This window comes from Micromonospora sp. NPDC005087, assembly GCF_042872965.1.
Classification (GTDB): domain Bacteria; phylum Actinomycetota; class Actinomycetes; order Mycobacteriales; family Micromonosporaceae; genus Micromonospora.
The window spans coordinates 347,231-360,821 of sequence record NZ_JBIALB010000007.1 but is presented as its reverse complement, the minus strand read 5'-3'; the positions used below and the strand labels follow the sequence as shown (position 1 = coordinate 360,821).

The following is a 13,591-nucleotide window of genomic DNA, read 5'->3' as shown; positions in this document are numbered from 1 at the left end:
TCGATGGCTCCACGTCCATATCCAACACCGTCCGGTATGGACGTTACGCCCGTGTCATCCCCACTCGGCCGCCGAACCTTGCTGAGATCACCTCAGTGCTCCAATGTGAAATCTATAGGCTTCAGGGTTCCGTTGTTGGAGTTCTCGGCCGAGCATGCCGTCAGTGCCACAATGAGATCGGACTCGGCGCGCAGAAGGATGTGATCCCCCGGTCGACTCATCGGGGGCCCGAGCAGCATCTTCCCAGTACTGCAATCGTAGACCACATTCATGAAGATGTTGAAGCTCACGCCGATGTGGTCAACGGCCACCTCGTACGGAGCCAAGGCGTCAGCGATGTTCTGTTGGCAGCTCGGGTGATAGCCCTCATGGTCGGGATAGAGGAGGTCGAAGGTCTGCTGAGAGCAGGGAGTGAGGGTGAAGTCGTGCCTGCCCACAGTGTCTTCGATGATCCGTAGCATTGGCTGGCTGCGATTGCTGTAGAGCACGTCACCGGTGGTTAGCCATAGCTTCCCGGCGTAGTCCAGGCTGCGGCCGGACGAGAGGTGCTCCGCTCGATCATAGGCCGATACGGCGTACAGGTCGCTGACCTGTTCTCCGTTCGGATCGGTGACGCGGAGATATGCCCCGGCCGGTAGCTCAAACGCTTTGCCGGTCTGGGGCGCGAGACGCTGGATGGTGGTGGTATCCGTCATCAGTCTGCTCCTTTCGGATAAGAGACGTCGCCGGTGCTCGTGGCGGGTGCAGCGAGGGGACATTGCCAGTCGGCTTCGACCTCGCGCCCCGCGTACTGTCGCGCTTCAGAGGCCTCGCCGAAATGCATGAGCATGGGATTGGGGCGGCCCTGCAGACGTCCGTCCTTGGCGCGAATAGTCCGGCTGACCCGATCCATCTGCCCCCGTTGTCGCAGGGCGTCGAACTGTGCGTGTAGGTTGAAGACCAGCGTGGGGAATGGAGCGATCCGCGCGATGCGGGATGCCTTTGGATGCATGCCGACCACAAAGAAAGCCTGACCGGAGACGCTGAAGGAAAACCGTGGGTCGTCCGGATCCATCGACACCGTCGGATCCCATGACCACTTTCGCCTGTCCCACTCGTGAACGAAACTCAAGTGACGCCACAGCAAGCGTTCGAAGTCGCCCTCATCGTCGACCGTCGGACTTTCATACATCGAGATGAACGTTACAAAAGGCTTCTGAGGCAAGCGACGGATCTCGTGGCTCTGCACGAACCACTCGAGGTCCCTGGCAAGGCAACGGGCCGATTCTTTTGCCCCCAACTCGTCATAGACGGCGAAGGCGTAGTTGTCGGCGCGCATCACTGATGCTCCCATCACGCACGGGTACGCGCTGCTCAGGACCGCGGCTCGAAACTTGTCATGAAGCAGTCGGGTGCGTGGGTGGGCGGGGCGGCCGTCGATGACCCTGCACAACCGGCGCCCTTGGACGGTGAACACGCCGTGAGCCACAGCTACCGCATCCGTAGGTGGAACCTCTGCCTCCACCCATCCGGCGCGCGGCTCCGCTATCGCCGTGCGCTGCGTCGGCGCCTCCACGCTGTGTGCACCGAGAAGGGGCTGCTCGCCCTCGAGTCGATCGAAGCGCCAGTCGCTCGCCGACTGGTAACGGGCGTCCGTCACGACCTACCGTTCCAGGTAGCCGTCGGTGTGCCGCTGACCGAGCCTGTCTCGGAAAGGTCGGTCGCCAACGCATTCTGGAGGGCGATGTCTGACCATCGATCACCGCCGCCATTGATATTCCCAACCGCTCCGAACCAGTCCATCTTGCACACAGACGCTCCCTTTGAATCTGATCATGAACGCTCATCTGATTCACAGCTATGAAAACTCGGCCAGGCCCATCCTAGAAAGCGTCGGCGGACTTCAAGGCTGACTGGCAGAAATTGCGCGGACGGATGTTGCTGCGACAGGCGAAGGCGTTGGCCGGCTGCCAGGACGATCGCCGCGCAGGCGGTTCCGGACGATTCGGCAGCCAAACCCCCGGGCGGGCGGGACGCCCAGCGCAGGGTGAGGTGATCTCAGTGAGAGGTCCGCGCCGGATCTGATCGACACGGGCATACCGGGAACTGGCGCGCCACCTCGGCCGGCACCGCAGGAAACTTGACCCAAGTGTGAAGAACCTAGCGACCAGAGATCGTTAGGCGCCCTCCTTCACAGATCGACGGGAATAGTCGATTGTGAGATCCGGCGGATCCGGTTGGCCCGCCGGTCGCGCGCTGGGGCCACGGGCGTTGGTGACGCGTCCCCGGTCGAGGACCACGCGGGTGTCGCACCGCTGGACCGTGCTCAACCGGTGCGCGATGACCAATACGGTGATCTTGCCGTACAGCTTCTCGATGGTCTCGACGATCTGCCTTTCCGTCTCGGTGTCGAGCGCGGCCGTGGCCTCATCGAGGACCAGCACGTCCGGGTGCAGGTACAAGGCGCGCGCGATCCCGATGCGTTGCCGCTGCCCGCCCGAGAGCCGGACGCCGTGCTCGCCGAGCATGCTGCCGAAGCCGTCGGGCATCGCGAGTACGGTGTCGAGCAGTTGCGCCTGCGCGATGGCGCGCTCGACGGCAACGTCGTCGATCTCGTCGTCGTCGAGCCCGAGCGCGACGTTGCGGCGTACCGTGTCATCGATGATCACCGTTTCCTGCGGGACGTACCCGATCCGGGCGCGCCAGCCGTGCACCAGCTCGGGGGTGATTCTCACGCCGTCGATGTAGATGCCGCCACAGGTGGGTTGCAGCAGTCCCAGCAGGACATCCACCAGGGTCGTCTTCCCCGATCCGGACGGGCCGACGATGCCGACGGACTCGCCGATCCCGACGGTGAGATTGATCGAGTCGAGCGTAGGGGTGGGTGCGGCCGGGTACCGGTAGGTCAGGTCGCGAAACTCGATGCACCGCTCGAAGGTGACCGGCTGCGGGTCGTGCTCCGCCGATCTCGTGATGTCGTTGCCCGCCGCGGCGAGATCCTTCTCCACCTGCTCGAGGCTTCCCACGCCCACGCGAACCAGGTTGGCCATCGCGAGGACGCGTTGCACCGACGGCAGGAGCCGCATCGACCCGGCGAGGATGACCCCGACGGACGCGAGTACGTCCGCGTCGCCCAGGATCGCCGTGCCGGCGGCCGCCGCCATGACGAGCAGCACCACGGACTCCAGGTAGTACCGCGACAGGTTGGAGATGAAGAACAGCCCGCGAAGCGCATAGGTGTGCTCGCTGCGTGCCGTCTCGAACCGCCGCACCACGGCGCCGCGCCGGCCCAGAGTGGTCAGCACCTTCACCGCCCGTAGGCCCTCCTGGATGATGCGCTGATCACGCGACATCAGCCGCTCGTCGTCGACCCCCATGCGCCGCGCCCACTTGCGGACCAGGAACAGGTACGTCCCCATCGCGCCGCCGAGCGCGCCGATCGACACGAGCGCCGTCACCGGTTCCAGGACCAGCAGCGCCATGGCCAGGCCGAGGATCAGGAACGCGTCGATGATGATCGTGGTACCGGGAAGCAGGACGCGCGATGTCAGGTAGCGGACCGACATGATGACGGTGCGCATCAGGTCGGCCGAGTGGCGTTGCAGGTGGAACTCGTAGCTGGTGCCCATGAACGTGCGGAAGAGCCTGGCCGACAGGGTCGCCTCGGCGCGGGCCAGCAGCCCGGCCTGCCACCACGCGAGCGCGCAAGCCGCGATACCGCGCGAGACGAGCAGCGTGACGGCGACGCCGCCCACCGTCGCCACGAAGTCGGTGAGTCCGTGCGGGTGCGCGGCGCGGCGGGCCAGCCCCACCAGGGTGTCCGGTCCGGCCTCGTGCAGGAGCTGCGGTGCCGCGAGCACCTGCACGACCGCGGCCAGCGCCAGGAAGCCGGCCAGTTCGAGCAGGGTCACCGCGAGCGCGACCGGAATGCCCAGGACCAGCCCGCGCCGGGTACCTGGGTCGAGCAACCTGGCGGCGCGCCAGACGATGCTCAGCACGACGCCCCCCCTGCGCGCTCGACCAGTGGGGCGAGGAGTTGCCCGAGGGCGCGGGACATCGCCGTACGCGACTGGTTTTCCCGTATCCACCGCCGGCCGGCCGCGCCCATCTTCGTCAACTCCTCGCTGCTCGCCTGGTACATCTGGCTGAGACCGTGGGCAAGGTTGCCCGGGGCGGTCAGGTACCCGGCGCCGGCCCCCATGACGAGGTCGCCGACCGTGCCCGGGCTGTTGGTGACGATCGGCAATCCGGCGGCCATGTAGTCGAACACCTTGTTGGGGCTGACCCCGACGCGGAACAGTTCGACGTCAGCGAGTACGTGCAGGCCGATGTCTGCCGCGTGGAGAATGTCGGGGATCTCGGTCTTCGGTACCGGATCGAGGAAGCGCACGTTGCGGATGCCATGTGCCGCCACCTGCAAGCGCGGCTTCTCCACACCTGACCCCACCAGCACGACGTCGAGGTCAGGTACCGCCTTGGCCGCGTCCAAGAGCAGGTCGAGCCCGTTGGCCGGACCGTGCGCTCCCGCGTAGATGGCGGTGCGGCGGGTGAATCCGTACCGCCGCCGCAGCTCGTCGCGATCGGCGCTGGGCACGAAGTCCTCCGGGTCGGCCGCGTTGGGGATGAAGGCGATCTTCTCCGGCGCGGCGCCCTTGCCCTCGACCGCCGCCCGCACGCCCGGCGCCATGATGACCACGCGGTGGGCGCGCCGATACAGGAACCGCTCCACGCGCTCCAGCGCACGGTACGTCAGCGATGTTTCCGCAAACCTTCCCATGTCGACGAGCACGCGCGGCCACAGGTCCCGGATCTCCAGGACGAACGGCACGCGCCGGACCGCCGCCACGATCCAGCCGGACACGCCGGCCAGCAGGTGCGGCGAGGACGCGTACACGACATCGAGGCGGGGTTGCCGCAGGCCCGCCGCCGTAGCCGTTACCGCGTAGCTGGCCCAGTTGACCACCCGGCCCAGACCGTTGCCCCGGTACGGCGTCACGGCGACAGGATGGAATCCTGGCTCCGCCCGCTGCGGCAGCCCGGTCACCATGTTGCGGCGGCCCGCGATGACCACGTATGACCACCCGGGTAGCCGGCTGAACAGCTCGACATGCCGGGTACCGCCCGGATAGCCCCGGGGCACGGCGAAGTGGTTGAAGACGAGGACCCTGTGTTCCGTCATTGCGGCGCTCGCACGTGATGGACTTCTCCCGACGCGATGTGGGTGACGACGAGGCATGCGCCGGCGCGATCCCAGTTCACCTCGAACCGGAGACCGTCGAGCGCGGTCGGTTCGGCCCGGGACCCGGGTACCTTGCCGAGCCCCCAGACCCCGGTGTCGGCCCCGCTTTCGACCGTGATCCACGTCGCCGGTTCCCAGTGCCCGTAGGTGCGGCCGTACCAGCCTGCGAACGGTGCCGGCTGCCCGCGCACGGCCGTGTAGCCGTCCAGCCCGAACATGTCGACGGCGCACTCGCCCGCGACGAGCGAGTTGCCTTCTGCCGTGACGTCGGGGTGCAGGGGCACGGTCAGCGACCAGGATGCTGCGGTACCCAGCGGGTCGGCGAACTCGACCACGGCGACATAAGTGTCGGCCACGACGACGGCGCGCCCGACACGCACGGGCCGTGGGCCGCGCGCGTACGCGTCGTGCCAGCCGAAGACGACGGTGCGATCCGGCAGCAATAGCGGGGGTGCCAGGTATCCGCGCGCGGTGTTGAGCCAGCGGAACGCGCGATGCGGCACGAGTTGGTCGCGCCCGTCCGGCCGGCGTACCGGATGGGCCGCGGAGGTACGCAGCCCGTTCCGTATCTCCAGCGGACCGTTGTACGCACCGGTGCCGGGGTCGGCGATCAGCCACCTGCCGCCGTACTTGATCCATACCGAGGTCAGGTCGGCGTGCCCGTGCGAGGGCCCGCTGTCCACTTTGAACCATACGTGCCACGGCCCGCGCTCGACGCGGACGATGCCTCCGGAGGTAGTCGCCGCCGGCCGGGTGTAGGTGATCGGTGCGGCCGCCCCAGGCGCGGCCTCCTTCGGCGGCACCGGCGCGTACCACGCCAGTTCGTCGAAGTCGGCGTACCACCGCGGTGGCACCCGCTCGCCGCACAGCACCAGGCCGAGCGCGACCGACCCGGCCACGTCGAGCGGGTCGCCGGATGACGCGAGCACGCGCCCCTCGTCCCAGTCGCCGTACTGCGGCACGTCGCCGTCGAACACGCCAAGCCGAGCCAGGTGCAGGCCGGCCGCGTGAAGGTCACGTTGCACGTCGGCCGGCGCGCCGCCAAGCATCACCCGCACGATGAGCATCTCGAGGACGAAGCGGTGGTACGACAGCGAATCCTCGATCATCCGGCCGTCGGGGGCGAAGTGCCGGCGCTGCTGGGCCGCGAACATCTTCTCGCCGGTGCGCGCCCACCACGCCGCGCGCCGCTCGGTGGGAAACATGCGCGACAGCACGATCAACCCGAGCGCGTCGCCGAGCAGGTGGTTGTTGCGCATGCTGCTCAACGTGTACGGCAGCTCGACCACCAGGTGCCGGGCGCTGGCCAGCAGCAGCCGCTCCATGGCGGTCACGACGTCGCGGGGGAGCCGCTCGCCGGCCAGCGCCAGGATCTGGTTCCAGGCGATCGCGCGCAGGGCAAGTTCGAGGCTCGAGTACCAGTTCACGCCCTGCTCCGGCGGTGACTGCTCGCACCAGGACCGCAGCAGGCCGGCGAGCCCGTCCAGCCACGGTCCGCCGGGGTCGAGGCGGGCGGCGCGCGCCAGGACGACGAGGTCACGGTGGCGTGCCGCCTCCCAGACGTGCTTGACGTCCGACAGCCGCGCCTCGGAACGGATATCGATCCTCCACCACGGCTCGCGCGCCGGCCATGGTCGCCCCGTCAGCGGGTCGGTGCACCACGGCGCCGATACGCCGGTCGCCACCCGGCGCCCAAAGACGCGTAGCCCCTGTCGCAGCACACGCCGGGCGTCGTCGAGGCACCGTTGCCTCGCCTCGTCGCTGATGGGCAGCGTGTTGGTCAGCGGCACCGGCGTGGCTGGGTGGTGCCCGTGCGTCCCGCCCCGAAACAGGACGGCATGGAATCCGCCGCGCTTCGATATCTCGTACGCCGCGCGCAGCGGCGCCGACAGGCCCAGGGCGCGCGTGTCCGCGGCGATCGTGCGCAGACTGGTGTTTCCCATCGACTTTCCCCCCGGTTACCGTTATTTGTCCGTCCGGATGCGGCCTGCCGGTCAGTGGCGGCCCGAGCGTGGCTGGTTTGGCGGTCCAAGCCTCCGCGCGCCGGTGCGCCGCGGTCAGAGCCGCTCGACGTTGTCGCCTCGGCAGCGATCGCGGGCGTCGAAGACGTAGCGCGCGCAGCGCACGACCAGCTCGTAGTCGAGGCTGTCGTGGTCAGTGACCACCACCGTCGCGTCCGCGGCCCGCAGTTCGCGTTCGGTGAGGTCCACCACCGCGACGCCGTCGGGGATGTGGTGCGGTTCGGCGTACGGCTCGACGGCGCGTACCCGGGCGCCGAGCAACTGGAGCCGGCGGGTGATCTCGATGGCCGGGGAGTCGCGCATGTCGCCGGTGTTCTTCTTGTACGCCAGACCGAGCACCAGCAGCTGGGACCCGTTGACGGCCCGGCCCTGCCGGTTGAGCCCAGTCATGATCCGTTGGACGACGTGCTCGGGCATTTCGTGGTTGATGTCGTTGGCCAGTTCCACGAACCGGAACTGCCGGCCGAGGGTCCGTTTCACCTGCCAGGACAGGTAGCAGGGGTCGATCGGCAGGCAGTGCCCGCCGACGCCCGGGCCCGGCCGAAACGACATGAAGCCGAACGGCTTGGTCGCTGCGGCGTCGATCGCCTGCCACACGTCGACGCCGAGTTCGTGCGACAGCACCGCCAGCTCGTTGATCAGGGCGATGTTGACCTGCCGGAACGTGTTCTCGATCAGCTTGGTGAGTTCCGCCACCCGGGTCGAGTCGACCGGGACGGTCCGCTGGACGATCCGCTGGTAGAACGCGTCCACCTGGCGCAACGCCGCGGCGTCCATTCCGGACACCACCTTCGGGGTGTTGTCCAGCCGCCACGTCGGATTGCCCGGATCGATGCGTTCCGGGCTGTATCCCAGGTGGAAGTCGCCCGGGCTCTGCAACCCGCTGGCCGTCTCTAGCAGCGGGCGGAGCAGTTCCTCGGTGGTGCCCGGGTAGGTGGTCGACTCCAGGATCACCGTGCACCCGCGGCTGACGTGCGGGCCGAGTCTGACACCGGCCTGTTCGATGTAACTGACATCGGGGGTTCCGTCGCGCAGCGGTGTGGGGACGGTGATGACGCAGACGTCGAAGCCGGCGGCGTCCGCGTACTCGGTGGTGGGGTGGTAGCGACCCGTGTCCAAGGCCCGGCCGAGCCGGACGGCGGGGATGTCCTCGACGAACGATTCGCCCGAGGTGAGCCGCTTGACGCGACTCTCGTCGAGGTCGATGCCGACTACATCGAACCCGGCCTCCACCCCCCTCATCGCCAGCGGGAGACCGACGTACCCCTGGCCAACGACGACCAGCTTCTCAACCCCCATTTTTGCCCCTCCAACCAGCACGGTCTGCACCAATAGGGAGCTTACGCCCATTAGTGCCGACAGATCCCAATAACCGTTAGAAATAGGATATTCAGTGTGAAGGGGGTCTGGGTCTGCCGTGCGTGCGGCTGCAGAAGGTGCACTGGCGGCACTTGGCTTCACCAGCTCGCGTCACGTGAGGTGCCGCCACGGCTGGCGTCTGCCAGCGACTGTGCGGTGCCGAAGAACTCGGGGGCCGTTGCGTGGCCGTCAGCCGTGATGCCGTCGCGACGCGCGACCTTGACCACCGTCTCCATCAGGATGCGCAGATCGAGGCGGAGACACCGCCCGTCGACGTACTGCACGTCGTAGGCGAACTTCTCCTCCCAGCTCAGGGCGTTGCGACCGCGGACCTGGGCCAGGCCGGTTACGCCAGGACGCACCTCGTGGCGGCGCGCCTGCTCCGGCGTGTACCGCTCGAGGTACTGCACCAGGAGGGGACGCGGTCCCACCAGACTCATGTCCCCCCGCAGGACATTCCACAGCGTCGGCAGCTCGTCCAAGCTGGTCAGGCGCAGCCACCTGCCGAGACGGGTCAGTCGCTCGCCGTCACTAACCCGACCTCGACCTGGCGGGCGCATCGTCCGGAACTTCCGCAGCTCGAACAATGCGCCGTAGCGTCCTGGCCTGCTCTGCCGGAAGAGCACGGGGCGGCCCATCACCAGCGCAACCGCGACGCTCACGGCCAGCAGGACCGGTGACAGGACCAGCAGCGCGAGACTGGCGACGAAGATGTCGAGTACCCGCCTGAGGCGGTCGTACGGATGGCGTTCAGTGGCCACGGTGGTGCTCCCCACAAATCAGTCGTCGCGTCAGCAATGTGGTCTGTTGGTGTCCGGGCATGGCGACGAGGAAGCCGCTCGTCCGGTTTCCGGCGGCGATATTTGCCCTCTTCATCGGGCCTCGCGCTGCACCGGCGAAACATCGTCCGCATCGGACGGAGTCCGCCCGGTCGGCCACTCAGCGTCGCGTCGTCTTTCCTGGTGACACGGGCGTCGGCTGGTCATCTGGCGGCATTGTGACGGGGTTGGGGACGGCGACCGCGGATCCGACGTATGGCTTTGACGGATATCGATGGCACAGCTCGCGCAGGATGGCCGCCACCTGCCGCATGTCGCTGCTGCTCCACCGTAGGTCGGTGTGCAGGTGGAGCATCCGGCGGGAGAAGTCCAACTGGTGCGGTGGGGTGTCTTCTGGGGTGAGACTCCAGAGCACCGCCGGGTAGACGCTCCTGGCGATCAGCCCGTGCCGGATGGCTTCGCGCCGCTCGGGCGAGTCGAACTCCAGCACCACGCCGAAGGTGCGGGTGTGGGCCATTACGCCGGGAAGATCCCGCAGGCCCGACGTGAGCTCTGCGGCGTTGACCATCCGGTGGCGGCGCAACTCCTGCGCAGGAAGGACGCGCAGCGCCTCGCGGGAGAAGTCGGAGATCCCGCTGACCGTGGTCGAGCGCAACGCCGCGTCGCCGGCCGCGTAGAGCGGGAGGTACTGCTCCTTGTGCAGCGGTGAGCCTTCCAGGTAGGCCGCCTTCAGGCACATCGCGGACAGGATCCGGCTGACCGTCGCGAGGTGGCCCTCGGTCGGCGGCACGGCGGGCGGCAGCGCGCGCCCGTTGCCCGACCAGAGCACCCCTCCGTCGGGCAGCGGCAGGGTCTTGTGCAGCGAGGCAACGACGTAGTCAGCCCGGGTCTGGTCGAGCCAGGGCGCGACCGGGTCGTGAGTCACGTCGATGATCAAGGTTGCCGGAGTCGACGGCAGTATGGGGGGCTCGCCGAAGTACGAAACGGTGATCACCGCATCCGCGGGCCCGGCCTCGGGCCGCGGGTGGGGACCCATCGGTCCGGCGTCGTATCGGCGCACGGGGAGCAGATCGACAATACATTGCACCACTGAGGGGCTGTAGTAGGCCGGGACGTGTACCGCCTGCCACCCGTACTCCCGCCGGCCGAACTCGATGAGGGCCCTCAGTGCCTGCCGCCCCGATCCGAAGTACCGGACCTGCTCGGGCGGTTCGTCCCGACCGAGGCCACGCGGCAGCATCAGCGGGAACGCGGACCCCACCTCCCAGCGGTCGCCCCCTCTCATGTGGCCGGCCCGGAGGTTGCCAGGACGTCCTGCGTGCTGGTGGCGATGGCCGGGCTGAGCAGCAGCAGCGCGGATGCCAGCACCACATTCCTCGGTCTCTGTTCCTGGGCGGCCGGAACCACACCACTCTCCTTTCGCGGTAGCTGGGCGGAGCTCGACGCCCGGAATGCCGTCCGCGATGCGCCGGCGACCACGTAGTCACCGTGAGGCGCCAAGCCGACGGGGAACTCGTCCGCAAGCTGCAATGCATTGCATCGGTGGTCAGCCCCAGATCGGACCGGTAGTTATGGCTGACGGGGTTAATGCCATCCTATCGCCCCATCCAGGGCAAATGTTCCTAATACTCTCAAATCGAACTAACCCGGCGACCGCCCGGGAGGGTTTGCCGAGGCACCTCGACATCGGCCTGTTCGGACCGACGGGGGCGCGCCGTGGCGGCCCATTCGCAGCCGCGGCCGGGCCTCGGGGAGCGTGGGTCAGGCCGGTACGGACGGCAGGCCCTGGCGGTACCCGGGGAAGAAACCGGGATCCGGTTGCCAACCAGCGAGCCGGCGCCGCCCCTGCGTCTGGTGCGCGTCGACCAGTTGGGCGTACGTCTGCTCGTCGAACACTCTGGTGCCGACCGAGTAAGGCACCAGGCCGTCGGGGGCGAAGCCTCGCTTGTAGCGGAAGATGCCGTCGTCGGGCGCATAGCCGCCGCCGAGTACCAAGTGCCTCTTCCCGTGCTCCTGTCCCCACCGGAAGACCTCGACCTTCAGCAAGTCGTTCGGGCGCAGGTCGAATGCGGACCGCTCGGTGCCACCCAGATAGGAGTACAGCGTGTGGGTTGACGACAGGACGAGTTCAGTGGAGACGACGCGCCCGTCGTGCAGGGCATGAAAGAAGGCGAAGTGTCCGGGTAGTTCGTGGACAATGGTCCTGAAGAACTCTTGAGGGAAGTAGAAGTTTGCCCTGGCGTGCCGGCGGTCCATCGTGGACTTGTAGATCTGCAGGAAGTCGTCGAGGCGTGCCCCGGTCTCGTCGACCTCGATCCGGACGCCCAGCCGCCTAGCCTTGTTCACATTCTTGCGGACCTTGGGGTCGAATTCCCGCCACATCTGGTTCTGAGATGTCTGCAGGTCGCGCACCACATTGACGAGCTTCTGCTCGGTCCGGCCCGGGTACGGTAGGCGCCGGTCCTCGAACAGGCAGAGGCGGGTGAACTCCGACACCACGTTGCGGGTCCGGCAGAAGTCGTCGAACGCCGACCAGAACTCCTTGGCGTCCACCTCCCCAGCGCCGGTGTGGAACGCTCCGCCGTAGCCGTACGGGCTGGTGATGTCGAAAACCGGTCGGCCGGGGCTGACCAGATGCGGCGCGGTGACCGGCCGGAGCACGAACGGGTACAGGATGAACCCGGACGGCGTCTCGGCGTACGCCGCGAGGGGCTCGTCCTGCTCGCCGGCGAAGAGGCGTACGTAGGAAGGGTGGGCGAACACCTCCCGGGCGGCCCACGCCTGGTGAACAGCCAGCCATCGGGCCGCGTCCGCGGTCCTTCGGGCGTTCCAGATCTCGAAGTTCATCTCACTGTCTCATCCCCCCGGGGGCATCGGCCCTCGAGGAACTGTTCGATCGAATTGAGGACCCGGACAACCTGGCTCTCGGTCATCGCGGTGCCGCTGGGCAGGGTGAGGCCGTTCTCGAAGAGCCGCTGCGCGGCGCCGGTGAGCAGCGCGCGCGCACCGGCGAAAACAGGCTGAAGATGCATCGGCTTCCAGACTGGCCGGGTCTCGATGTCATACGCGCCGAGGTGGGCGGCGAGGTCCGCCGCCCGCCAGCCGGCGGCTGCCGGATCGACGGCGATAGTGGTGAGCCAGCAGTTGGCACCCACGTCATCGTCGGCGAGCAGGCGCACGCCAGGGACCGCGGCGAAGAGTTTCGCGTAACGCTCCCGCAGCCGGCGCCGTCGCGCCACGACCTCGTCCAACCGGCGCAGCTGTGCCCGACCGAGTGCGGCGAGCACGTTGCTCAGCCGGTAGTTGTAGCCCACCTCGATGTGTTCGTAGTGGGAAGCCGGCTGGCGGGCCTGGGTCGACAGGTAGCGGCTGCGGGCGATCAGGTCGGCGTCGTCCGAGAGGAGCATCCCGCCGCCGGACGTTGTGATGATCTTGTTGCCGTTGAACGAGAGCACCCCGGCTCGGCCGAACGACCCGGCGGCTCGGCCGTGCCGGGTGGCCCCGAACGCCTCCGCGGCATCCTCCACGACCGGTACCTCGGCTTCGGCGCAGAGCGGCAGGATCCGGGAGTAGTCGGCGCAGGCTCCGAACATGTCCACCGGCATCACGGCGGCGATCCTTCGGCCCCGGGCGCGTAGGTTGCGGAGCAGTTCATCCAGCAACGCCGGATCAAGGTTGCCGGTGGCGGGCTCGCAGTCGACGAAGACCGGTTCCGCTCCCGTGTAGACCACGGCGTTGGCCGTCGCGACGAACGTCAGGGTGGGGACCACGACGACGTCCCCGGGCCTTACGTCGAGGGCGAGCAGGGCCAGGTGCAGGCCGGCGGTGCCCGAGGCCAGCGCCAGCGCGTGCGCGCAGCCGACCCGCTCGGCGACCTCGCGCTCGAACGCCTCGAGGTGCGGCCCCGCCGGTGCGACCCATCCGGACCGGAGCGCGTCAAGGACGTACGACTCCTCGAGCGGGCCGACATCGGGAGGCGACAGGAGGACCGGATCGGTCACGGGACAAACTCCTTGGTGGATGCGAACACCGGTCACCTGCGCGCAATGCGGGGGTACAGGCATCGAGGGCATCCGGTGCTCAGTGTGCGGTTCGGGCATGCGCGTCCGACCCGCTGGAATGTTCTTTTGAGGCTAACGAGGAGAATGTCGACCAGTGGCGGTATCGCCATATTTGGGGGGATAAGTGATGCACCCTCGACGCGGCGATCATCC

At 67.9% G+C, this 13,591-nt stretch carries 11 protein-coding genes; all 11 read right to left on the bottom strand.

Annotation, left to right across the window (positions count from 1 at the left end; translation table 11 throughout):
- Positions 1-92: 92 nt before the first annotated feature.
- The 11 genes from ACFYPS_RS19435 to ACFYPS_RS19385 all read right to left on the bottom strand — a co-directional run bounded on the left by ACFYPS_RS19435 (position 93) and on the right by ACFYPS_RS19385 (position 13,378).
- Positions 93-695 carry an urea carboxylase-associated family protein gene (locus tag ACFYPS_RS19435; protein WP_354964030.1) on the bottom strand — a complete coding sequence of 201 codons (603 nt, stop codon included), beginning with the start codon at positions 693-695 and terminating at the stop codon, positions 93-95.
- Positions 695-1,456 (bottom strand): guanitoxin biosynthesis heme-dependent pre-guanitoxin N-hydroxylase GntA, encoded by a 762-nt coding sequence (gene gntA / locus ACFYPS_RS19430; protein ID WP_387325909.1) that lies wholly within the window; start codon positions 1,454-1,456, stop codon positions 695-697. Before gntA ends, ACFYPS_RS19435 begins: the two co-directional genes overlap by 1 nt.
- 700 nt (positions 1,457-2,156) lie before the next feature.
- Complete coding sequence (locus ACFYPS_RS19425) at positions 2,157-3,977, bottom strand: ABC transporter ATP-binding protein (RefSeq protein WP_387325888.1); 1,821 nt, start codon at positions 3,975-3,977, stop codon at positions 2,157-2,159.
- The gene (locus ACFYPS_RS19420) at positions 3,971-5,158 is read right to left on the bottom strand and encodes a glycosyltransferase family 4 protein (RefSeq protein ID WP_387325885.1); all 1,188 of its coding nucleotides are present in this window, start codon (positions 5,156-5,158) and stop codon (positions 3,971-3,973) included. The genes ACFYPS_RS19425 and ACFYPS_RS19420 overlap by 7 nt, the downstream gene beginning before the upstream one ends.
- Positions 5,155-7,161 carry a heparinase II/III family protein gene (locus ACFYPS_RS19415; protein WP_354964034.1) on the bottom strand — a complete coding sequence of 669 codons (2,007 nt, stop codon included), beginning with the start codon at positions 7,159-7,161 and terminating at the stop codon, positions 5,155-5,157. Before ACFYPS_RS19415 ends, ACFYPS_RS19420 begins: the two co-directional genes overlap by 4 nt.
- Before the next feature lie 114 nt (positions 7,162-7,275).
- Positions 7,276-8,538: a nucleotide sugar dehydrogenase gene (locus ACFYPS_RS19410; protein ID WP_354964035.1), complete on the bottom strand. Its 1,263-nt coding sequence runs from the start codon at positions 8,536-8,538 to the stop codon at positions 7,276-7,278.
- A 158-nt stretch (positions 8,539-8,696) separates the two neighbouring features.
- Entirely contained in the window at positions 8,697-9,359 is a 663-nt protein-coding gene (locus ACFYPS_RS19405; RefSeq protein ID WP_354964036.1) for a sugar transferase, read from the bottom strand.
- Between the two features lie 178 nt (positions 9,360-9,537).
- Positions 9,538-10,638 (bottom strand): hypothetical protein, encoded by a 1,101-nt coding sequence (locus ACFYPS_RS19400; RefSeq protein WP_387325881.1) that lies wholly within the window; start codon positions 10,636-10,638, stop codon positions 9,538-9,540.
- Between the two features lie 20 nt (positions 10,639-10,658).
- Positions 10,659-10,784 carry a hypothetical protein gene (locus ACFYPS_RS19395; RefSeq protein ID WP_354964038.1) on the bottom strand — a complete coding sequence of 42 codons (126 nt, stop codon included), beginning with the start codon at positions 10,782-10,784 and terminating at the stop codon, positions 10,659-10,661.
- A gap of 354 nt (positions 10,785-11,138) precedes the next feature.
- Positions 11,139-12,224 (bottom strand): GNAT family N-acetyltransferase, encoded by a 1,086-nt coding sequence (locus ACFYPS_RS19390; protein ID WP_387325878.1) that lies wholly within the window; start codon positions 12,222-12,224, stop codon positions 11,139-11,141.
- Positions 12,221-13,378 carry an aminotransferase class I/II-fold pyridoxal phosphate-dependent enzyme gene (locus ACFYPS_RS19385; RefSeq protein ID WP_354964040.1) on the bottom strand — a complete coding sequence of 386 codons (1,158 nt, stop codon included), beginning with the start codon at positions 13,376-13,378 and terminating at the stop codon, positions 12,221-12,223. The genes ACFYPS_RS19390 and ACFYPS_RS19385 overlap by 4 nt, the downstream gene beginning before the upstream one ends.
- Positions 13,379-13,591: the final 213 nt, after the last annotated feature.

Excerpts from the sequence above, each read along its gene's own strand:
- ACFYPS_RS19420 (WP_387325885.1), bottom strand. The coding sequence starts at position 5,158 with ATGACGGAACACAGGGTCCTCGTCTTCAACCACTTCGCCGTGCCCCGG.
- ACFYPS_RS19390 (WP_387325878.1), bottom strand. The coding sequence starts at position 12,224 with ATGAACTTCGAGATCTGGAACGCCCGAAGGACCGCGGACGCGGCCCGA.
- ACFYPS_RS19410 (WP_354964035.1), bottom strand. The coding sequence starts at position 8,538 with ATGGGGGTTGAGAAGCTGGTCGTCGTTGGCCAGGGGTACGTCGGTCTC.
- ACFYPS_RS19415 (WP_354964034.1), bottom strand. The coding sequence starts at position 7,161 with ATGGGAAACACCAGTCTGCGCACGATCGCCGCGGACACGCGCGCCCTG.
- ACFYPS_RS19435 (WP_354964030.1), bottom strand. The coding sequence starts at position 695 with ATGACGGATACCACCACCATCCAGCGTCTCGCGCCCCAGACCGGCAAA.